Annotated in this window: 25 protein-coding genes; 24 read left to right on the top strand and 1 reads right to left on the bottom strand. The window is 51.5% G+C overall.

From position 1 onward, the window contains the following. Window positions 1–76: 76 nt before the first annotated feature. The 8 genes from GNP95_RS06690 (at window position 77) to GNP95_RS06655 (ending at window position 5,258) form a co-directional block, all read left to right on the top strand. Entirely contained in the window at window positions 77–580 is a 504-nt protein-coding gene (locus tag GNP95_RS06690; RefSeq protein WP_155610110.1) for a gamma carbonic anhydrase family protein, read from the top strand. Between the two features lie 15 nt (window positions 581–595). Then, window positions 596–793, top strand: coding sequence for an IDEAL domain-containing protein (locus tag GNP95_RS06685; protein ID WP_155610109.1), 198 nt, complete (start codon window positions 596–598; stop codon window positions 791–793). An 80-nt stretch (window positions 794–873) separates the two neighbouring features. Further along, window positions 874–1,296, top strand: coding sequence for a DUF2487 family protein (locus GNP95_RS06680; RefSeq protein WP_155610108.1), 423 nt, complete (start codon window positions 874–876; stop codon window positions 1,294–1,296). 186 nt (window positions 1,297–1,482) lie between these two features. After that, entirely contained in the window at window positions 1,483–2,025 is a 543-nt protein-coding gene (locus tag GNP95_RS06675; protein ID WP_155610107.1) for a Rieske 2Fe-2S domain-containing protein, read from the top strand. 16 nt (window positions 2,026–2,041) lie between these two features. Further along, the gene (gene qcrB, locus GNP95_RS06670) at window positions 2,042–2,713 is read left to right on the top strand and encodes a menaquinol-cytochrome c reductase cytochrome b subunit (RefSeq protein WP_016311825.1); all 672 of its coding nucleotides are present in this window, start codon (window positions 2,042–2,044) and stop codon (window positions 2,711–2,713) included. A gap of 22 nt (window positions 2,714–2,735) precedes the next feature. Beyond that, window positions 2,736–3,608 (top strand): menaquinol-cytochrome c reductase cytochrome b/c subunit, encoded by an 873-nt coding sequence (locus GNP95_RS06665; RefSeq protein WP_155610106.1) that lies wholly within the window; start codon window positions 2,736–2,738, stop codon window positions 3,606–3,608. A gap of 101 nt (window positions 3,609–3,709) precedes the next feature. Beyond that, on the top strand, window positions 3,710–4,336 hold the full coding sequence (locus GNP95_RS06660) for a DUF1405 domain-containing protein (protein WP_155610105.1): 627 nt from the start codon (window positions 3,710–3,712) through the stop codon (window positions 4,334–4,336). A 55-nt stretch (window positions 4,337–4,391) separates the two neighbouring features. Beyond that, window positions 4,392–5,258: a sporulation protein YpjB gene (locus GNP95_RS06655; RefSeq protein ID WP_330163293.1), complete on the top strand. Its 867-nt coding sequence runs from the start codon at window positions 4,392–4,394 to the stop codon at window positions 5,256–5,258. Window positions 5,259–5,339: 81 nt separating this feature from the next. On the opposite strand, the gene GNP95_RS06650 is transcribed toward GNP95_RS06655, so the two are convergent. Next, window positions 5,340–6,209, bottom strand: a complete 870-nt coding sequence (locus GNP95_RS06650; protein ID WP_155610104.1) for a YitT family protein — start codon at window positions 6,207–6,209, stop codon at window positions 5,340–5,342. A 248-nt stretch (window positions 6,210–6,457) separates the two neighbouring features. On the opposite strand from GNP95_RS06650, the gene GNP95_RS06645 reads away from it, so the two are divergent. The 16 genes from GNP95_RS06645 (at window position 6,458) to GNP95_RS06570 (ending at window position 21,653) form a co-directional block, all read left to right on the top strand. After that, window positions 6,458–6,766, top strand: a complete 309-nt coding sequence (locus tag GNP95_RS06645) for a nucleotide pyrophosphohydrolase (protein WP_155610798.1) — start codon at window positions 6,458–6,460, stop codon at window positions 6,764–6,766. A gap of 54 nt (window positions 6,767–6,820) precedes the next feature. Further along, window positions 6,821–7,354: a tetratricopeptide repeat protein gene (locus GNP95_RS06640; protein ID WP_155610103.1), complete on the top strand. Its 534-nt coding sequence runs from the start codon at window positions 6,821–6,823 to the stop codon at window positions 7,352–7,354. Between the two features lie 20 nt (window positions 7,355–7,374). After that, window positions 7,375–8,178: a 4-hydroxy-tetrahydrodipicolinate reductase gene (dapB, locus tag GNP95_RS06635; protein WP_155610102.1), complete on the top strand. Its 804-nt coding sequence runs from the start codon at window positions 7,375–7,377 to the stop codon at window positions 8,176–8,178. A gap of 47 nt (window positions 8,179–8,225) precedes the next feature. Further along, the gene (locus GNP95_RS06630) at window positions 8,226–8,645 is read left to right on the top strand and encodes a methylglyoxal synthase (RefSeq protein ID WP_196427102.1); all 420 of its coding nucleotides are present in this window, start codon (window positions 8,226–8,228) and stop codon (window positions 8,643–8,645) included. A gap of 5 nt (window positions 8,646–8,650) precedes the next feature. Continuing rightward, complete coding sequence (gene bshB1 / locus GNP95_RS06625; protein ID WP_330163346.1) at window positions 8,651–9,358, top strand: bacillithiol biosynthesis deacetylase BshB1; 708 nt, start codon at window positions 8,651–8,653, stop codon at window positions 9,356–9,358. Window positions 9,359–9,401: 43 nt separating this feature from the next. Then, window positions 9,402–10,562, top strand: a complete 1,161-nt coding sequence (bshA, locus tag GNP95_RS06620; RefSeq protein ID WP_155610100.1) for an N-acetyl-alpha-D-glucosaminyl L-malate synthase BshA — start codon at window positions 9,402–9,404, stop codon at window positions 10,560–10,562. 88 nt (window positions 10,563–10,650) lie between these two features. After that, complete coding sequence (locus tag GNP95_RS06615; protein ID WP_155610099.1) at window positions 10,651–11,955, top strand: CCA tRNA nucleotidyltransferase; 1,305 nt, start codon at window positions 10,651–10,653, stop codon at window positions 11,953–11,955. Continuing rightward, entirely contained in the window at window positions 11,948–12,931 is a 984-nt protein-coding gene (locus GNP95_RS06610; protein WP_155610098.1) for a biotin--[acetyl-CoA-carboxylase] ligase, read from the top strand. The genes GNP95_RS06615 and GNP95_RS06610 overlap by 8 nt, the downstream gene beginning before the upstream one ends. Window positions 12,932–13,234: 303 nt before the next feature. After that, window positions 13,235–14,098, top strand: a complete 864-nt coding sequence (gene panB / locus GNP95_RS06605; RefSeq protein ID WP_155610097.1) for a 3-methyl-2-oxobutanoate hydroxymethyltransferase — start codon at window positions 13,235–13,237, stop codon at window positions 14,096–14,098. A gap of 2 nt (window positions 14,099–14,100) precedes the next feature. Further along, window positions 14,101–14,997: a pantoate--beta-alanine ligase gene (gene panC / locus GNP95_RS06600; protein ID WP_155610096.1), complete on the top strand. Its 897-nt coding sequence runs from the start codon at window positions 14,101–14,103 to the stop codon at window positions 14,995–14,997. Window positions 14,998–14,999: 2 nt separating this feature from the next. Next, window positions 15,000–15,383: an aspartate 1-decarboxylase gene (panD, locus tag GNP95_RS06595; protein ID WP_155610095.1), complete on the top strand. Its 384-nt coding sequence runs from the start codon at window positions 15,000–15,002 to the stop codon at window positions 15,381–15,383. A 115-nt stretch (window positions 15,384–15,498) separates the two neighbouring features. Further along, complete coding sequence (locus GNP95_RS06590; protein WP_196427101.1) at window positions 15,499–16,131, top strand: tetratricopeptide repeat protein; 633 nt, start codon at window positions 15,499–15,501, stop codon at window positions 16,129–16,131. 150 nt (window positions 16,132–16,281) lie between these two features. Then, window positions 16,282–19,158 carry an ATP-dependent DNA helicase DinG gene (gene dinG, locus GNP95_RS06585; RefSeq protein WP_155610094.1) on the top strand — a complete coding sequence of 959 codons (2,877 nt, stop codon included), beginning with the start codon at window positions 16,282–16,284 and terminating at the stop codon, window positions 19,156–19,158. 39 nt (window positions 19,159–19,197) lie between these two features. Next, window positions 19,198–19,848: a redox-sensing transcriptional repressor Rex gene (locus GNP95_RS06580; RefSeq protein WP_155610093.1), complete on the top strand. Its 651-nt coding sequence runs from the start codon at window positions 19,198–19,200 to the stop codon at window positions 19,846–19,848. Continuing rightward, window positions 19,838–21,136, top strand: a complete 1,299-nt coding sequence (locus tag GNP95_RS06575; RefSeq protein ID WP_155610092.1) for an amidohydrolase — start codon at window positions 19,838–19,840, stop codon at window positions 21,134–21,136. Before GNP95_RS06580 ends, GNP95_RS06575 begins: the two co-directional genes overlap by 11 nt. A gap of 31 nt (window positions 21,137–21,167) precedes the next feature. Next, entirely contained in the window at window positions 21,168–21,653 is a 486-nt protein-coding gene (locus GNP95_RS06570; protein WP_155610091.1) for a cell wall elongation regulator TseB-like domain-containing protein, read from the top strand. The last annotated feature ends 3 nt before the right edge of the window (window positions 21,654–21,656 follow it).

Genomic DNA, 21,656 nt, shown 5'->3' with positions numbered 1-21,656 from the left:
AGCCTGCCGCGTACATTGACAATGACAAACCATGCTGATACAATCACTCCCAATTCAAAACGGAGGAGTGGTTATCTTGTTACTGAATTATCGGGGAAAACAGCCTGTGGTGGATGCATCAGTATTCATTGCAGAAGGCGCTAAACTGATCGGTGACGTAACCGTCGGTAAAGACAGCAGCGTTTGGTTCAACGCGGTGCTTCGTGGAGATTTGGCTGGAATCCGAATTGGGGAGAGAACTAATCTTCAGGATGGGGTTGTAGGCCACGTCAATACCGGGCAGCCCTTAATCGTCGAAAACGATGTCTCTGTTGGTCACGCCGCGATCATTCACGGTTGTCATATAGGCAAGGGCACTTTAATCGGCATGGGGGCTATCATCTTAAACGGAGCAGCTATCGGTGAATATGCTTTAATAGGAGCAGGTTCTTTAGTCACGGAAAATACAGTCATCCCCGCTTATACGCTTGCTTTGGGCTCACCCGCAAGGGTTGTCCGCGAACTTACGGAAGCCGATTTGCAGCGAATGAAACTGACGACCGACAGCTATGTTGCGAAAGGAAAAGAATACAGGATCTAGTTGGAGGTGCATCCTATGGATCAAATGAAGGTAACTTACGAAGTGATGCTTGGCCTGGCCGCGGAGATGGTATGGGATGAAGCTCTACGCAAACACCGTTCCGAGCAAATTTACAGTGAAATAGATTCCGCTTTGGCCAAGGGTGACGAAGAAGCCTTTCGAGCTTTGACAGAAGAACTTAAAGCGCTAGAGGATTTGAAGGAATGCCGTTAACGGCATTCTTTTTTTTCAAGCTTTTAATTGACGATATCCTCTGTATATAATGTTTAAAGGAAAACAGGAAGGGGATACATATGAAATTCAGTGAAATCGAGGCGACGTTATGGGAAGAGCTGCAGCCGTATCTGGATACTTGCCTCATTCCGGTCACCGGGCTTACCGGGAGCGAGCAGCCATATGAAGTGACCGCTGCGCTTGAGAGGTTAAGAGACGTCATGGATTGGATCGAGATTCCATTCAAGGGAAGAGTCGTAACATATCCTTCTTTTCAATATGGACGGGACGATATATTGTCGCAAGTAAATGAAATTTGTCATAATGTCAAGTTATCTGGTTTTAAATATATCATCGTCGCGTCTGCCGATGTCGAGCTTCCGGCCGAATATATTCCTCATGCAGATTTAATCGTTGCCGCAAGCGAATTTAAGGAAGTTCAGGGTACCGAAGCAAGCGCCGCGGTAGGCAGAAAAATTCAGCAAATGTGGCAGCAGGGCTAAAAACACCAATTGTGACAAATTATCAACATTTTATGCGTTCGTTGAGCACCAGGGGCTGAAAAAGACGACGGATATTCTTGACGCTCTCAGAACCCTAATATATTATTAATATGTCTTACCAAAACATGTGAGATTTATCATTGAAACGGGAGAGAGAATTGGCTTGCAAAGGGGGTTGAAGACAGTATGAGCATTCATAACGACGAGCATGAATCATCGCATAAACCGCCTACACGTAAGGAAATGTCCCGTCGGCAGTTTCTTACATATACGCTGGGGGGCGCTACCGCTTTTATGGTAGGGGGTGCAGCGCTGCCTATGGTACGTTTTGCTGTAGACCCGATTCTGCAGAAGAAAGGCGAGGGCACCTTTGTTAAGGTAGTTGAAGTCAGCAAGATCACGACTGAGCCGCAGGAATTCACGTTCGAGCTGCAGCAGCAGGACGGTTGGTATTCGAGCACAGCATCACTCGTCGCTTGGATCCGCAAGGATGAGAGCGGCAATATTTATGCGCTTTCACCGATCTGTAAGCATTTGGGCTGCACGGTCGGATGGAACACTAATGCGAGTTTTCCTGAGCAGTACCATTGTCCTTGTCATGGCGCGCATTATACGAAAGAGGGCAAGCAACTCGCTGTTGCGTCCGCTCCGCTTGACGAATACAAGGTCATGCTGAAGGATGATTGGGTCTATTTGGGTGAAATTATCCCGAATAGTATCGTGAAATAAGGAGGCGTAGATTCGGATGTTTAAAAATGTGTACAACTGGATTGATGAACGTCTTGATATCACGCCGATTTGGAGAGATGTTGCGGACCACGAGGTTCCTGAGCACGTTAACCCGGCGCATCACTTCTCCGCTTTCGTGTATTGCTTCGGCGGCTTGACGTTCTTTATTACTGTAATCCAGATTCTGTCGGGGATGTTTCTTACGATGTATTACGTTCCGGACATTATTAATGCTTACGCCAGTGTGGAGTATTTGCAGACACAGGTCGCATTCGGCCAAATCGTCCGCGGTATGCACCACTGGGGAGCAAGCTTGGTCATCGTCATGATGTTCCTTCACACGCTACGGGTATTCTTCACGGGCTCCTATAAGGCGCCGCGGGAGATGAACTGGGTTGTGGGCATGCTGATTTTCTTTGTCATGATCGGACTCGGTCTGACTGGTTATTTGCTGCCATGGGACAACAAAGCGTATTTTGCAACGAAGGTTACGCTTGAAATCGCTAACTCTGTACCGGTTCTCGGGCCTGTTATCAAAGAGCTGCTTCAGGGCGGCACCATCGTAGGGGCTGAGACGCTTACTCGGTTCTTTGCTATTCACGTGTTCTTCCTTCCGGCCGTGCTGCTTATCCTTCTGGTAGGACACTTTATTATGATCCGCAGACAGGGTATTTCCGGTCCGCTATAAAATTGAGAAGGGAGGCACTAACATGGCTCACGTAGACAAATCGAAAGAAAAAGTCGTATTTGTCGGCGATTCGCGCGTACGCAAGGGTAACGGATTTATCACTCCTCCCGATTATACGGCATATCCGGGCAAATCGGAGGCGTTTATTCCGAACTTTTTGTTAAAAGAATGGATGGTCGGAGTCGTCGTGCTTGTAGGGTTTCTCGTATTGACCATTTCGGAGCCCGCTCCGCTCGGTTATCCGGCTAACCCAAGCGCATCGGTTATTCCGATGCCGGACTGGTATTTTCTATTTCTGTACCAGTATTTGAAATATCCTTATGCTTCGGGAGACTGGGTCGTGCTCGGAACACTCGGTATTCCGGGCGTGGCATTCGGCGGTTTACTGCTTGCTCCGTTCCTTGATCGCGGGAAGGAGCGCCGCTTCTATCGCCGTCCAATCGCTTCATCGTTGATGTTTCTGTCGCTGGCAGCCACCGTTTATTTGACGAACGTAGCCTGGACACATTACACGGATGAGCTGGAGAAGACGGGCGCGAAGCCGGAGCACATTCAACGCGAGGAAGAGGCTAGGGAGAAACGGGAACAAGGATTGCCTACCTCGAACGCGATTCGGCAGAAAGAAGTGGCCATCGTGGATAAAGATGATCCGGCGATGGAGACATACAAGAAAGCTACCTGCATCAACTGCCATGCTGCTGATTTGAAGGGAACTGCGGCTCCGTCATTGCGTGGAATCGGAGACAAGCATAGCAAGGATGAGATTCTGACGATCATCCATGAAGGCTATGAAACGATGCCGCCAATGTATGATGTTGCGACCAAGGCAGGTCTGTCCGATGAGGAGATCGATCACTTGGCCGAATGGCTTGCGAAACAAAAAGCCGAACAGTAAAATAGAAATAAATCAAAACCTGATCGCAGCGTCGATCAGGTTTTTGGTTTCCAAGGACAATTGCGGCTGTGCAAGCCTGCTGCATGGAAGGAGCATGAAAGTTGAGGCTGTCATCGTTTTGGAGCCGGGAGTTTCTGACGAGCCGGTTCATTCTATGGGCTTTGTTCATAAGTAATCTGTTAGGCACGGTTTATGGGTACATATGGTATGAGGCGCAGCTTCGTGAGACTTGGGCCAATTATCCGCGCTGGCTGATTCCTTTCGTGCCGGATAGCCCTACGGCTAGTTTGTTTTTTACGCTGGCGCTGCTGTTTCTAATGTTTCCGACCACATTGTCGAAGTATAATCGGATTCGCACATTAATTGAAGCGTTAGCGGTGGTGACGAGTGTAAAGTACGGCGTATGGGCGGTAAGCATTATTTTTGCAGGTGCATATCAGGGCGAGGTGCTCGTATGGCAGGATTGGATGCTGGTGGCTTCCCATTTAGCCATGGCTGTTGAAGCGCTGCTCTTCGTCCGCTTCTTCAAATACGGCACGGTTATGCTGCTTGCAGCGGGGGTTTGGACATTCCTAAATGATTTCATAGATTATTCGTTTGGCGTCTATCCTTGGCTGCCGCAGGCGCTCTGGGACGATGTTGGGTATGTGGCTGTCTTTACCGTAGCGCTGACGGGAGCCAGCATAGCAGCCGGTTGGATAGCCATGAGAGCAGCCAAAAGAATATAAGCGGTTCTAAGGCAGGACAGCTTGCCATACCATGATTGGTAAGGGGGGGATGTCCGTGACGCGGGACAAGAAGAGACGGGGACTGCTCGTGCTGTTGTATGCACTGCTGACTGTATGTTGGATGGTGCAGCATCCGGGCATGGCTGCGGCCATGCATAGCGATTCAGAAGTATCATCTTCAATGGAACGGGACGAGAGGCTGAAGAGCTTTGAAACCGTGACAGAGCGCCTATACAATGTCATGCAGCAAGGAGATACTTCGGCGGCGCACCAGGAAATGGATCAATTAATCCGGACCCTGGAGGGGTTGTCGTTTCGGGGGGTGACTTCTGTAGATGGCATCCATGCTCTTGCGGAATGCATTATGGATACTAGGGAAACGATCAACCGGGTGAAGCTGTCGCCTGAAGCGTGGGTTGAGACGTCGGCACGCTTAAGACTGGCCGTAAATAGCCTGACGCATAAACGGGATGCCCTATGGCAGCAATATTATAAAGTGATGTCCAGCAGTCTGCAGGACATGGGAAAGGCTCGCTCGGGTGGTGACCGGACCGGATTCAAGGAAGCGTTCCAATCCTTGCAGGCGAACTATGAAATGATCAGGCCGGCTGCGCTCATTCAACGAGACGCAGCAGACGTGAACAAGTTCGATTCATGGCTGTCCTATATTGAGCGGCTCGGAGGTGACACTTCTTGGGATGAGGCGGCGCTGAGAGGAGCGATCGATCAAGGGGGGCCGCTGCTGCAGGAGCTGTTTGGGCGCAAAGGCCATGAGCCCGTTTTTTTGCCGATCATCGGGATTAGGAGTCCCTGGTACTGGAGCGCCCTGATCGGCGGCTGGATCATGCTTGCGCTGACTTATACGGCGATGCGCAAATACCAGGCCGAACAAGACGTATCTCCGGTGCAAAGGCCTAAATAAAATGGCGGTACCGTTCTAAAGACGGGAGAATAGCAAATCAAGCGACTGTTCCGGTTAGCCCTGCTTCCTTACGAAGCGGGGCTAATCCTCTTTAAAGCCTTCCCCGTGTACGTCATGAACGTCGCTGATGATGATAAATGCTCTAGGGTCAATGGACCTGACGATCCCCCGCAGCCGCCGCATTTCCTGCCTTGAAACGACGCAGTAAGCAACATGCTTGGCTTGCTTGGAATAGGCGCCGACAGCAGGGATGAGCGTCACGCCTCGTTCGAGCTCCTTCGTAATGATGTCGGCGATTTCCGGAGCGAAGTCGCTGATGATGGTGAAGGCCCGGGCGGAGTAGGCGCCCTCTTGGATGAAGTCAATGACTTTGGAGGCGATAAAGACGGCAACCAGCGTATATAGAATATTTTCCTCCCTGATATAGAACAGAGACAAGCCGATAATGATCACGTCCAGGCTTAAAATCACTTGTCCCATGCTCCAGCCGTATTTGCGGCCGAGAATTCTGGCGATGATGTCCGAGCCTCCCGTCGTGCCCCCAAAGCGGAAAACGAGGCCCAAACCTGCTCCAAGCGTAACCCCGGCATAAAGGGAGGCCAGAATGTAATCATGCTCGGTCGTAAAGGGATTGATCCAGCCGGTACGAATCATATTTTCGAACATCCAGAGGAAGAAAGACAAGGATGCGATGCCGAGTCCTGTATATATGATCGAGCGCCCGCCTAATATTTTCCACCCTAATAGAAATAAAGGGATATTTAGCACCAGGTTGGAGATGGAAGGGGAAATGCCGAACGCGTAGTTGAGCAGGATCGTCACACCGGTTACCCCGCCTTCCATTAATTGGTTCGGTATAATGAAATAGAGCAGCCCGAACGCATAAATCGCCGTCCCCAGCATGATGGGAAGTATAGTACGCAGATAGCTTGCCAGTTTAAGAGTTCTCATTAAAATCCCTCGCCTGCAGTAAAATAAATTGCGTTATCTTCTTATTTTCACCGATTTGCGTTAGAAGTATTGATCGTTGTTCAACTCCGCTGATTTTTCTCTAAAGATCGATGCTCAACTCATATAGTATACCTTTTGCGCAGCGATTAAAAAATGATTTGTTTTCAAAACGTCTTTACGATAACATAGGGATAAAACCGAGTAAAGACGGGGAGGCATAGGCATTGCAAGAGAAAACACTGTCGGAAATGCAGCGGGAAGTGGATGCATACATATCGCAGTTCAAAGAAGGCTACTTCAGTCCGCTTAGCATGCTTGCCCGGATGAGCGAAGAGGTCGGCGAGCTGGCCCGGGAAGTGAACCACCGCTTTGGCGAGAAGCCGAAAAAGCCGGATGAAGCCGACAATTCCATCGAACTGGAGCTAGGCGATATATTGTTCATTACGATTTGCTTTGCGAATTCGCTCGGCATCGACCTGACGGAAGCGCATGATAAGGTTATGCATAAATTTAATACCCGCGATGCTGAGCGTTGGACCAAAAAGGACACCGATTAATTCATTACATCATATGCTGTAGTAATTTCAGCCCATACTGTGGGGGGACAGCATATGCAGGTTGAACAAAATTTGCAGAAGGCTTATCGCAGCATCTTTGATAATGATTTTGAGGGAGCGATTCACTGGTTCGAGCAGGCGCTGGCTGAGGGACAGGACAATGCAGACATTCATTATCGCTTGTCAATTACTTGCGCGCGCAGCGGTCAACTGGAGAAGGCGATTCATCATGCCCGTTTAGCTGCCACGCTAGAACCTGCCCATAAGGAATATAAATCGCATTATGACCGGCTGCAATCCAAGGAATTGACGCTCATGGCGAAGAAACTGGTGGAGAAGTCCCAGGATCCTGTTCGCGGGTTGGCGAAATCCGCGGTTGCCCTGCTGGAACGGGCGGTCCAATTGGACCCGTTATCGGTCATCGCTCAGCTATGGCTGTCGATAGCCTATGGTGAATTGCAGCAGTACACGCTTGCTTTACGAGCCGTCCGGGAGGCGCTGCAGCTTCCGCAGGACGAGGCTATCACAAAGCAGCTTCAACAATTGGAACAACGGTTCGCATCCAAGATTAATCAATCATCATCCTAGGAAATGTGAGGTAATTTCGAATGACTGAACAAATTAGAGTAGCTGTTGCCGGAGCTGGTGGCAGAATGGGTAAAGAAGTAGTAAAGATGGTTCTTGAGGATCCGAACTTGCGCCTGGTGGCAGCGGTGAATTTATCGGATGAAGGCCTGGACGCAGGTACGTTAGTCGGTCTTCCCGCTTGCGGCGTAACGCTCAGCAAGGATTTGGAGCTGGCGCTGGTGGAAGGCAAACCTCAGGTGCTGGTCGATTTCACTACGCCGCAGTCGGCGTATTCCAACACGGTGACGGCGATTAAGCATGGAGTTCGTCCGGTAATCGGAACAACGGGCTTCACACCGGAGCAAATCGAGGATTTGGACAAGCAGTGTCAGGAGCGGGGAATCGGCGGGCTGATTGCTCCCAACTTCTCCATCGGAGCTATCCTGATGATGAAATTTGCGGCCCAGGCGGCTAAATATTTCCCTCATCTTGAAATTATCGAATATCATGGGGATCAGAAATTAGACGCTCCCTCTGGAACTGCAGTGAAAACCGCGGAATTAATCGCCATGAACCGTGAGGAGCTGCGCCAAGGCAATCCGAATGAGGAAGAGACGATCGAAGGATCAAGAGGAGGCTACTATAATGGCTTCCGTATCCATAGCGTCCGTCTGCCTGGGGTTTTCGCCCAGCAGGAAGTTATTTTCGGCGGATTTGGCCAGACATTGAAGATTCGCCACGATTCCTACGAGCGCGCCGGATATATGCCGGGGGTCAACCTTGCGATCAGCAAAGTGCTCGAATATGAAGGCTTGATTTACGGCTTTGAGCATTTTGTAGACTGATAGTGGACTGATATTTAGAGATGCTGCTCAAAAAGGAGAAAACGCATATGATGAACATCGCATTTATTGCTCACGATCGAAAGAAAGAAGATATCGTTAACCTCGCCATAGCCTATGAACATGTGTTCATGGATAAGAAATTATATTCGACGGGAACGACAGGGGCGCGGATCATGGAGAGCACAAACCTGAACATACACCGTTTCCTGTCTGGGCCGCTCGGCGGCGATCAGCAAATCGGCGCGCTGATCGCACAAAATGAAATGGATCTCGTCATTTTTCTGCGTGATCCGCTGATGGCTCAGCCGCATGAGCCGGACATCACAGCATTGCTTCGCCTTTGCGATGTGCACGGCATCCCCGTGGCAACGAATATGGCAACTGCGGAAATCCTGATCCGGGCTCTCGACCGGGGAGATTTCGCCTGGCGTGAGCTGGTAGAGCAGAACAAGCCGGGGTTAGCGTAATGAGCATAAAGCTGGATATTCTCGTCATTGGCGCTCATGCTGACGATGCGGAGATCGGCATGTCCGGCACGATCGCGAAACAGGTTGCTGCCGGATTTAAAGTGGGCATCATCGATTTGACGGAAGCCGAGTTGTCCTCAAATGGCAGTGTTCAATTACGCAAAGAGGAAGCGGCCGCAGCTTCCCGGGTACTCGGCCTGGCACATCGGGGAAATTTGGGATTGCCAGATCGGGGACTGGATCCCACGTCTGACAATATAGCCGCTGTTGCTGCGGTGATCAGGTCGCATGCGCCGGATATCGTCTTCGCTCCGTACTGGGATGATCGCCATCCTGATCATGTGGCAGCGAGCAAGCTTGTGGAGGAAGCCGTCTTCAACGCCAAGCTGCGGCGCTATATGCCGGAAATTCCTGCGATCCCGCTTCCTGATTTATATTTTTACTTCATTAATGATTGGAGAACGCCGGACTTGCTCGTAGATATTACCGAGTATTACCCAGTCAAGGAGCAAGCGCTGGAATGCTATCGTTCTCAATTTGGACAGGCCGCTCCCGGAGAGGATATCGCTCCGACGCCTCTGAATCAGGGGTATGTGGATCGGGTGAAAGCAAGGGATGCTTTGCTTGGCCAGCGCAAGCTTATTCCTTATGCGGAAGGATTTGCGGTCAAGTCGCCCTTTTTGATAGAACGATTCGGATCCAGCAGCATATAAATTCAAAGTAAGGCACAAGACTACGAAGGAGGTCCCTCACTTTATGGACCCATTTCTAAAAATCGGCATAACCTGTTATCCGACGCTTGGCGGTTCCGGGGTTGTTGCCACTGAGTTAGGCAAGCTGCTGGCAGAGAAAGGACATGAGGTTCATTTCATATCGCATAGCGTTCCTTTTCGCTTGGGCAGCTACCACAAGAATATTTTTTATCATGAAGTAGAGGTCAGCGATTATTATGTTTTCCGATATCCGCCTTACGATTTATCGCTGGCCACGAAGATGGCGCAGGTAGCCAAGCAGCAGGAGTTGGATATTTTACACGTGCATTATGCGGTTCCGCATGCGGTCTGCGCTTTCTTGGCCAAACAAATGGTTGGCGATAAACTGAAAATCGTCACCACGCTGCACGGAACGGACATTACAGTACTTGCGCAGGATGAATCGCTGAAGGACTTGATCCGGCTGGCGATCAATGAGAGCGACGCAGTTACATCGGTGTCCCGCGATCTTATGAGAGAGACGCGTGAGGTTCTTGACATTTCGAGAGATATTGAGCTCACGTATAATTTCGTGGATGAGCGGGTGTATTACCCGCGTGACGCGAAATCCTGCCGCAGTGAATTCGCCGGTCCCGGCGAGAAGGTGCTCATGCATATTTCCAACTTTCGCCCTGTCAAGCGGGTAAGCGATGTTGTGGATGTATTCAATATGGTCAATGCAGAGGTTCCTTCCAAGCTGCTGTTCGTCGGCGAAGGTCCGGATCTTCCCAAAATCCAATGGAAAGTAAAAGAACTGGGATTGGCGGATCGCGTTCATTTCCTCGGTAAGCAGGATGATATCGCTCACGTTATCTCAATGGCGGATGTACTGCTTCTGCCGTCCGAAAAGGAAAGCTTCGGTCTTGTTGCCCTGGAAGCGATGGCCTGCGGCATTCCAACCGTTGGTTCGATGGCGGGGGGGATTCCCGAACTGGTCGCTCACAGAGAGACGGGCTTCCTGTCCCCCATCGGCGATACGCGCCAGATGGCGGACGACACGCTCTCGCTGCTTAAAGACGAGCAGCTTGCGCATAAATTCCGTGAGGCATGTTTGGCGCGTGCAAAAAACGAATTCAGCAGCGATCTCATTACAGCGCAGTATGAGAGCATTTATTATAAAGTGCTGGGACGTAAAATGCCTGTACCGAAGCCGCTTTGCGGGTGAAATAATTCATTTGGGCAGGCATGGAATGCCACGATGCGCTGCCTGACTGTTTGAATGTAAAGAGGGTTGGCCTCTGGAGGTTATAGTTATGCAAGTATGGAAGCAGGTAGACCCCCTGATGCTGCATCAGGGGGAACGGGTGCTTAGAACATTGATCGAATCCGGCTACAGCGCCTACTTCGTCGGAGGCTGCGTTCGGGATGAATTGATGGGCCGCCCGGTGCATGATATGGATATCGCGACTTCAGCGAAGCCTGAGCTCGTTATGGAATTATTCGAACGTACAATTCCGACCGGTTTGCAGCATGGCACTGTTACAGTGCTGATGGGAGACTATCCGTTTGAGGTCACGACGTTTCGCACAGAATCCCATTATGAAGATCATCGCCACCCTGCAGCCGTCGAATTTGTGGACGAGATTACCCAGGATTTACAGCGCCGCGACTTTACGATGAATGCGATTGCTCGCAGTTTGGATGGCGAACTGACGGATCCTTTTCAGGGTTGGTCGGATATTCGGGAAGGAGTCATCCGCTGCGTTGGACAGGCTGCGGAGCGGTTTGACGAGGATGCGCTCCGTATGATGCGAGCTGTTCGCTTTGCGTCGGTGTTCGGTTTCCGCCCCGTAAAGAGCCTCTGGCGGGCGCTTATTCAAGGCAGGGATAAACTAACCTACGTGGCGATGGAGCGCGTACGGGCCGAACTGGAGCGTCTGATGCTGGGACCGGATCCTCTCCGGGGACTGGAGCTGCTTCGCCGCAGCCGGCTGCTGCATTATGCCAAGCTGCCATTTAAAGAAGGTGACGGGCGAAGCCCCCGGCAGGAGGGGCAGCTTCAGGCGCTGAGCCATATGCCGGCCGATCCCCAGGAGCTAAGATGGTCTATGCTCCTTCAAGGATTAGGAATATCCAGGTATGAGGCGAAGGCCAAGATGAAAGCATGGACATTCTCGAACCAGGTCGCTGAGACTACGTCAGACATCATAAGATTTGACGAGGCATGGGGTGAAATAAAAGCGAGACACGGTGCGGCCGGGTCGGACCGGCTTCGCCGGGGCTGGGTCGAGCTTCAGCTGCACTACGGACACATGATCAGCCTACTGTGGCTGGAGCGTGAGCGTCAATGGTTGTCTTGCCAGGGAAGCGCGGGGAAAGAGGCGCTGCTTCGTCTGAATGAGGAGGAATTGCGCTGGCACCGCGGCGTGCCTGTTCACGAGCTAAAGGAGCTGGCGATTCGCGGCGGGGACGTACTTGCGGCTTTAGGCCAGAGAGGCGGCCCATGGCTGGGGGATCTAATGAAGCGGCTGCTGCAGCTCGTAGCCGTCGGCGATGTGCCAAACGAGAAGGAGCTCTTGCTCGATTATGTGAAAGCTGTGGTGAAACAAAATGAGTGATAGCCGCTTGCTTGATATGCTGCAGTCCAGGCCAGGCGAGTATATATCCGGTGAAGAAATCAGCCGGAAATTGTCGATAAGCCGGACGGCGGTATGGAAACAAATCAACAAGCTTCGTGAGGAAGGCTATGAATTTGAGGCTGTCTCCCGTAAAGGATACCGTTTGGTAAGCAAACCGGAGAAACTCGAATACAGTACCTTGCTCCAGGCATTGAGCACGGTCTCTTTCGGCCAGACCTTAAAGCTAATGGACGTAACCACATCTACGCAGGAAGAGGTTCGCCTGCTGGCAGAACACGGAGCGAGTGAAGGTACGCTTGTCATTGCCGAGGAGCAGACGATCGGCAGAGGACGTCAGGGCCGCAAGTGGCATTCTCCTGCTGGCAAGGGAATTTGGATGAGCCTGCTGCTTCGTCCGCAGCTACCCTTATCCGCTGCACCCCAGCTTACATTGCTCACTGCGGTGGCAGTATGCCGCGCCATTCGGGCAGTAACGGGAATCGGCGTCGGCATTAAATGGCCGAACGATTTGCTGGTCCGCGGACGCAAAATTTGCGGAATTTTGTTGGAGTCCGTAGGTGAGGATGAAATGATTCGCTATTGCATTGCGGGAATCGGCATCGATGCCAATCTAGAACCCGATGACCTGCCGCCGGAGCTGGCATCCATTGCGACCTCTCTGCAAATCGAAAGCGGCCGGAAGGTGGACCGGGCTGTATTGATCGGCGCAGTGATGACAGAAATGGAAAAGCTCTATGGGCTATACATGGAAGAGGGGTTCGCCCCGATCGGTCACTTATGGGAGGCTTTATCCGTGACGACCGGTCAGCAAATTACTGTCAAAACTGCACAGGGAGAAGTAAGCGGAAGAGCGATCGGCTTGGATGAGAGGGGAGGACTCCTCATTATGCAAGAGGATAACAGCCTCACCACAATTTTCTCCGGGGAAGTGCATTTTGACGGGTGTAATCCTTAAGAAACTTTGTTATACTGTCCACATGAGGCGGTATCGATGATTCGAGCTGCACTCTTGTGGACATTGTTGTTATTTGAAGGAAGTGAAAAACCGTCATGACCGTGGTTTTGTTCGGTTGCGTCGGATTCTGCTCTGAGCCGGAAAGGACCGAGACAGAAGGGACGAATGAGAGAGTGACTCTTCTTTGGATTCGGACCTTTTTAGCGCTGCGACGATGGCGATAGAAGGTTTATTTGTCGTTGGCGCCGGACTGAAGGATGATGAACCATCCGCGAGGCTTGAAAACCAAAGGAGATGAAGGAAATGACAGTCAAACATGCCTTAAACATCGTGAAAATGAAAAAAATGAAGCAGGAGCAAACCCCGCTCACCATGATTACCGCATACGATTATCCTTCTGCCAGGCTGGCGGAGGAAGCGGGCGTAGACCTCATTCTGGTCGGAGATTCGCTCGGCAATGTCGTGCTTGGCTACGACACGACGATACCGGTAACGATCGAGGATATGGTCTACCACAGCCGTGCCGTAGCCCGGGGTGCCCAGCGCACCTTTATCGTAACAGACTTGCCATTCATGACCTATCATGGCAGCATCGATGAGACTATGCGCCAGGTCAGAAGGATCATGCAGGAGGGCCATGCACATGCTGTGAAGCTGGAGGGGGGCGCAGAAATCGCTCATACGGTTCAAGCGGTCGTACAGGCTGGCGTGCCCGTGTTGGGCCATATCGGTTTGACTCCGCAATCCGTCAATCAGATCGGAGGATATCGCATTCAAGGGAAAGACCAAGCGGATGCCGAGCGCCTCATGGCTGACGCCAAGGCACTGGAGCAGGCTGGAGCGTTTGCCATTGTTCTGGAGCTGGTAACCGAGCAGGTTGCTGAAGCGATTTCCAAGGAGCTTGCAATTCCAACGATCGGCATCGGAGCGGGGCGAGGATGCGATGGGCAGGTGCTCGTTTTCCATGATGTGTTGAAATATGCCCCGGATTACCGGGAGAAGAAGTTTGTGAAAACCTATGCCGATATCGGTGAGCAGATCCGACAAGGCATCTCAGAATATGTGAACGATGTGAAGACGCGCGCTTTCCCTGGAGAGCAGCATGTTTTTGCCGCCGACGAGAAAGTAGTCGATGGTTTGTATGGAAAAGGGAAGGTGGAAGGTTAGTCATGATTGTGTTAACGGAGATCAGAGATGTCAGGGAGCATTTGCGGGCTGAGCGCTTTGCCGCCGCTAAAGAAGGAAGGGAGCTTCAGGTCGGCTTCGTTCCAACGATGGGATATTTGCACGAAGGACATGCCAGCCTGCTGCGGAGCGCTCGGATGGACAATGATCTTGTCGTATTGAGCATTTTTGTAAATCCGCTCCAGTTCGGACCTAATGAGGACTTTGACCGTTATCCGCGGGACCGTGACAAGGATATGGCGCTCGCCAAACGCGAAGGCGTAGATATTGTATTCCTGCCGTCCGTCGATGAGATGTACCCACAGCCGACGAAGACGACGGTTCACGTGGCTGAGCTGACGGATCACCTATGCGGGGCAGCGCGTCCTGGCCATTTCGACGGGGTGACTACCGTAGTCAGCAAGCTGCTGAATATCGTTGCTCCTGACCGGGCTTATTTCGGACAGAAGGATGCACAGCAGGTTGCGGTTATTACGCAAATGGTTCAGGATCTCAATATGGATGTCGAAATCGTTCCTTGTCCGATCGTACGAGAAGACGACGGGCTGGCTCTTAGCTCCCGCAACGTATATTTGTCGCCGGAGCAGCGTCAGGCGGCGCTGGTCATCTCCCGTTCTTTGCGGCTGGCGGAACAGATGGCCAGAGAGAAGGAATCGGCTACGGCAGAGGATATTGTCTTAGAGCTGGTTCGGAGTATCGAAGCAGAGCCGGCCGCTGTGATCGACTATGCGGACATCCGCCGATTTCCTTCCCTGGAGTCCGTACCAAACTCGATGCGCGTCAAGGATGAAGATGGGAAGCTGCTGATTGCCGCCGCGGTCAAATTTGGGGCCACCCGGTTGATCGACAACGTTATTTTGACGATGGAGGGAGATAAATAGCCATGTATAGAACGATGATGAAATCGAAAATTCACCGGGCTACAGTAACCGAGGCGAATTTGAATTATATTGGAAGCATTACGATCGATGAGGATCTGATGGAGACGGCGGATCTTCTCGAGAATGAGAAGGTGCAAATCGTGAACAATAATAACGGCGCGCGTCTTGAAACCTATGTCATTCCAGGGCCGCGCGGGAGCGGAGTGATCTGCCTGAACGGGGCGGCAGCCCGGCTGGTTCAACCCGGAGACAATGTGATTATCATTTCCTATGCACAAATGTCCGCGGAGGAGCTGAGAAGCCATAAACCGACCGTCGTGTTCGTCGATGAGCACAATCGTCCCGTAGAGACTGCCAAAGAGGAAGTCCACGCTACGATTCGTTAATGCTCGCAGCCCGTGTTATGCAATTAATGCCTTCGGGAATGAAAAGCCCCCCGGGAACAAAAAATGAACATAAGGCCTCGCACTGATTTCATTTTCGTTAAAGGGTGGGTTGCGGATGATGTTTCAACATGTGTTTGCGGAAATGAATGAAATGTTGGATGAAATTGCCCGGCAATACCCGATCGCCCAAGGGACTCATAAGCATGAACTTGCCCGAAAGTGGCATCTTCTGCGGCAAATGAGCGATAGCATGATTGAAGAGTGGCTTATTTTCGAGGAGAAGATGGGAACGCTGCGCCAATCCGGCATTAGTCTCGAGGATAGATATGAGCAGGATTATCCGGAAATGAGCGCCGACGCTTTTGTCAAAGGCCAGGGATATTACAAATTGCTGATGTTTCCCCAGTCCCTGGATCAGTTTCAGGCCGTACTCACGGAATATCCTAACAGCTTGATCGGCCGCACCTATTTGGCGATGTGCCATCTTCATCTGGATGAAAGCGAGGAGGCCGCAATCCATTTTGAAGCAGTCCTTAGGAGTGCGCCAAACAAGCGGCTGCGTTCCATTATTTACAATGCGCTTGGCTGCATTGAGGCGAAAAAGGGAAATCGCAGTAAAGCGAGAGAATTTTTCACCCTTGCTCACCACAGCGACCCTAGCTTGCCGGAACCGTTAGCCAATTGGGAAGCCTGTCTGCATAGCACAGGAAAACTTCAGTATGGCACTCAGCTTACGAAATTGATGTAGGCGGGCCGAATGCAGGAGCGATGCGGGAATCCGTTATTTTGCGGCGCATCGCTTCTTTTGTATTCATCTGTGTCAATTTTCAAAACGCCCATCTTCTGTTATGCTGTTAAGAGAAATAGAGACTGGAACGAAAGGGACCATAGAACAGAAATGAAATATGCTGTACTTGACTTTGAGACAACGGGCAATCAGTCCTCCGATGAGATCATTCAAGTTGGACTTGCCATTATAGATGATAATTTGACCGTTTCCCAGGTATATCATTCGTACATCAAGCCGACGATACCGATTCCTCCTTTTATTACAGGATTGACGGGGATTACCGAGGATGACGTCAAAGATGCGCCGGACTTGGATGAAGTCATGATGGAAATGGTTCCGCTTCTAAACGATGTCGTGCTTGTCGGCCACAACGTGGCTTTTGATTTTAATTATCTTCAGAGCGCATTGGACAAAACAGGCTACCTGCCTTTTACCGGGCGCATTCTGGATACGATGGATTTTTTGAAAATATTGTACCCTTCGCTTGGTTCTTATCAGCTCGGTCTGGTATCTGCCGAGTTCGGCATAGAGCATGACCGGCCCCATCAAGCTGACAGCGATGCGCTGGCCACGGCTTATATATTCCTCAAATGCCTGGATGAATTAAACGACCTGCCGCTTCTCACGGTGCAGCGGCTCGCCGACCTGTTTGCAGGGGAAGACAGCGATCTGGGCTGGTTCTTTGATGCTGCGCTGCAGGAAAGACAGCTGCAGGGCGAGCAGGACATGGACGGATTTACGTATTACCGCCAGTACGCTTTGCAAGTGGAGGATTGGATGGATATTATGCCCGCTAGGGAGAATATGCTGGACAATCCGCTAGATAACATCAGCTTTACGGAGTTCAAGGAGCAGGTGAGTGAACATCTGCGCGCCAAGCTGCCAGGATATGAGGAGCGCGAGGCGCAGAACATGATGCTTGCGGAAGTAATGCGCGCCTTCGACGAAGACAAGCACCTGCTTGTCGAGGCCGGAACTGGCACGGGGAAATCACTCGGGTATTTGCTGCCAGCCATTTATCACAGCGTAAAGCACGACGAGAACGTCATGGTCAGTACGCACACGATCAATTTGCAGGAGCAGCTTCGCGAGCGGGACATCCCTTTGTTAACGGACGTTGTGCCATTTCCATTTCGTGCGGCAGTATTTAAGGGAAGACAGCATTATTTGTGTCTGCGCAAATTTGAACATAAAATAAGTAGGAGAGATTTCGTTTCTCCCAAAGAAGATGTCATGACAGCAGCCCAGATGATCGTATGGCTGACCCAGACCGAAACGGGCGACGATGAGGAACTAAATTTGAGCAGCCGCGGCGGCGATTTCTGGGAGACGGTGGCCAGTGATTCTGATTCCTGCTTGGGGCGTTCCTGCCCATGGTTTCGCAAATGTTACTACCACCGGGCTAAACACGAGGCTGGCGTAGCTGATGTCGTGATCACGAACCATTCCAAGCTGTTCACGGATATCCAGGCAGGGCATCAGCTGCTGCCGGGGTACGAACGGCTGGTCATCGACGAGGCACATCATTTGGAAGATGTGGCAGGCAAGCATTTGGGGCTTCACATGAAATACTTCACGGTCGTACACACATTAACCCGCCTTTTCAAGGACAGTAAGACAGGGCAGCTGCCTAGTTTGAGAATGCTGCTGCAGAGTACGCCCGGCGAGAAAGCCGCGGACTGGTGCAGTGTAATCGATGGCATTTATCCTTCGCTGCTAGATGTGAAGGAAAGCTGGGACAAGCTGAGCGAAATGCTGTTCGCCCTAATGCCGGAACGAAGCGATGCGGCTCCTGGCGACCCGGGGCAATTTGTTCTTCGCTTGCTGCCGCACAAGAAACCTAAGGATTGGGATACGCTCAGCGCGCTAGAGAATCATATCTATGTGCTGCTGGGCGATATCGTCCGCAAAGGGGAACGGGTGCTGAACGACATCCGGGACGAGCAGGAGGATTACGGGGCGGACAGCTTGCTGACGGATATCAGCGGTCTGCTCAAGGACTTGGCGACAGAGCGGGAAGCGATCCGTACGTTTATGAAGCTTGATGACGAGGACACCGTATACTGGATCGAAGGTAACGGGAATTACCGCAGCCGCTCCTTGCAAATTTACGCGGTCCCGATCGATGTGAGCCAGCAGCTCAAAAACTATTTCTTCGACAAAAAGAAGAGCGTGGTTATGACCTCGGCTACATTGTCCGTGGATAAGTCATTCCAGTACATGATCGAACAGCTTGGACTGCAGGAAGCCGCTGACAGCGAAAGGCTGCTGACCTCCATGCTGCCTTCGCCGTTCAATTACAGAAACCAGGCGCTGCTCGTCATTCCGCGTGATTTCCCGAGCGTTAAAGGCAGCGTGGGGGATGAACATTTCGTGAAGATGCTGGTGCAGTCGTTAGCCGAGACGGCAATAGCAACGCGCGGCCGGATGCTGGTGTTATTCACGTCATACCGGATGCTCCGCCAGGTTTATGACCCGCTGAAGGAGCAATTATCCTCCGAGGGAATTACCGTCATCGGCCAAGGAATGGATAGCGGCAGCCGCACGAAGCTGACCCGCAGATTCCAGGGCCAGGAAGCATCCGTGCTGCTCGGCACGAGCAGCTTCTGGGAAGGCGTGGACATACCGGGGGAGGCGCTGACCAGCCTAGCTATTGTCCGCCTGCCATTCCAGCCGCCGAACCATCCTCTCGTCGAGGCGAAGAGCGAAAGGCTTCAGAAGGAGAAGAAGAACCCATTCATGAAGCTGTCCGTGCCGCAGGCCGTCATCCGCTTCAAACAGGGGTTTGGACGCCTGGTGCGCTCTTCTCAGGATCGCGGGATAGTGGTGGTGTACGATACGCGCATCTTGGAATCTTACTACGGGAAATATTTCTTATATTCGCTGCCTGGGCCGAAAATGGAACATATGCCGACCGAGCAAATGGTACCGAGAATTTCCGAATGGCTGGATGTTCACGAAGTCCAGGGGGCAAAGGAGCAATAACCGTAATTCATATCGCGCCATTATAAGGGGAGAAAAGCTATGAAATCAGAAAAAATTTCCGATGCGGTTGTACGCAGATTGCCAGTGTATTTGCGTTTCCTCAATGAGCTGAGCCTTCGTGAAGTGCCTACGGTATCCTCTCAGGAATTGGGTCAGAAGCTTGATCTTAATCCCGCGCAAATCCGTAAGGATCTCGCTTATTTTGGGGATTTTGGCCGTAAAGGCATCGGCTACGACGTGTCCTATCTCATTGAAAAAATCCGGCAGATCCTGAATCTGGATCAGCAGATCAATGTAGCTCTTGTCGGAGCTGGTAATCTAGGCCAAGCGCTGTCTAACTATAATGCCTACCTGAAGGACAATATGAAAATCGTGGCGGTATTCGATGCCTCACCGTCCAAAATTGGCACCAAGATCAACAATATTACCGTTCAACCGATCGAGGAGCTCGTGGAGACGGTACAAGCGATGAACATACGGATCGGTATCATTACGGTTCCTGATTTCGAGGCCCAGCGCGTGGCGGATCAGCTTGTTGCCGCCGGGATCGGAGCGATTCTTAACTTCGCGCCAACTATTTTGAAGGTGCCATCGGAGGTAAGAATACATGCGGCTGATTTCACGACGGACCTGCTTAGTCTTGCCTACTATTTGAATGACGGAAAGGAACTTACTTCGAATGAGTCGTAAACTGCTAATCACAAACGGTACGTTTGCCGTTCTGGAAGAACAAGAACCTGTCGTTAACGGTTATATGCTCGTTGAGGACGACCTTATTACCTATATTGGCTCCGAGCGTCCGGAAGGCTGCGAGAATGCGGAAGTTATGGACGGAAAAGGCCTGTTGTTTTTGCCTGGTCTGATCAATACGCACGGTCATGCAGCTATGTCGCTGCTGCGCGGTTACGGGGACGATATGGTGCTGCAAAAATGGCTGCAGGAGAAAATGTGGCCGATGGAAGCGAAGTTCACAGGGAATGATGTGTACTGGGGAACTGCGCTGTCCGTACTGGAGATGATTAAGGGGGGGACGACAACCTTCCTCGATATGTATGATCATATGGACAAGGTCGCACAGGTGACGGAAGAATCCGGCATCCGCGGGGTACTGATGCGCGGGGCGATCGGGCTGTGCCCGCCTGACGTACAGAAGCAGAAGCTGGATGAAGCGGTTGCTTTTGCCCGCAATTGGCACGGCAAGGCGGACGGCCGGATTACGGCGATGATTTCGCCACACGCGCCTTATACCTGCCCGCCGGATTACATTGAGCAGTTCGTGCAGGCAGCACATGATCTTGACTTGCCGATGCATACACATATGTCGGAGACGCAGGCCGAGGTGGAGCAAAACGTCGCCGATTACGGAGCAAGACCGGTGGAGCATTTGCTAAAGCTGGGCATGTTCTCGCGTCCGACCCTGCTTGCGCATGGCGTTCATTTGACAGATGAAGAGATTGAAGTGCTCGCTGCCCATAAAGTTGCGATTTCACACAATCCAGGAAGCAATCTGAAGCTGGCTAGCGGCGTTGCGCGGGTTCCTGAACTGCTGAAAGCGGGGGTTACCGTTTCGCTTGGTACCGACGGTGCAGCGAGCAACAACAATTTAGACATGTTTGAAGAGATTCGTCTCGCCGCTTTGATTCACAAGGGGGTATCAGGAGATCCGACGGCAGTCCCGGCGCTGGAGGCACTGCGGATGGGGACAGAATACGGGGCCCAATCCGTGTTCCTTAACAATACGGGCAAACTTGCCGCAGGAATGAAAGCGGATTTCATCGCGCTCAACACCGAGCAGGCGCATTTTGTACCGAGAACCGATTACGTTTCTCATGTCGTATATTCCGCCGGACCGAAAGATGTAGAGCATGTATGGGTCGACGGGAAGCAAATCGTTAAGCACGGCGCTTGCCTCACTCTGGATGAAGAGCGGATTCGCCATGAAGCACAGGCGGCTTTTGAAGGTCTGTTATCCAGATAGCCTCAAGCTTGTTTAGGAAAGGAAGAGAAGGTTGAAGAAGAGAACCAAATGGATCCTGCTTTCTATCCTCATTCTGCTGCTTGTGCTCTTTGGCCTTCATCGTTTTTATGTATACATCATGCAGGATACTTGGAATGAGGAATCAGCGGCGATTCAGACGGCTAAACAGCAAACGGGCATCGTATCGGTCGACAAGACGTGGAAATCAGTGTGGGACGAGGTATGCTGGGTAGTTCAAGGACAAAACGAGAACGGTGAGGAACTGATGGTCTGGCTGCCGGAAGGCGGGGAAGCGCATGAAGAGCTTCTTAGCAGCGGAACAAGCGAGCAGCAGATCCGGGATATCATCAAAAGCCAGCTGCCGGGAATCAGAATCGTCAGGCTCATGCCGGGGATCTATGAGGGCGAATATGTCTGGCAGCTCTTTTACAAGGAGAAGGAGCATCACTACTATCAGTTTTTCAAGTTTAGTGACGGCTCGATTCTGCCTGATAAATTTACGCTGCCGAATCGTTGATTA

This window comes from Paenibacillus woosongensis (genome assembly GCF_009725165.1).
Taxonomy (GTDB): Bacteria; Bacillota; Bacilli; order Paenibacillales; family Paenibacillaceae; genus Fontibacillus; species Fontibacillus woosongensis.
This window is presented reverse-complemented; position numbering and strand designations above follow the sequence as displayed.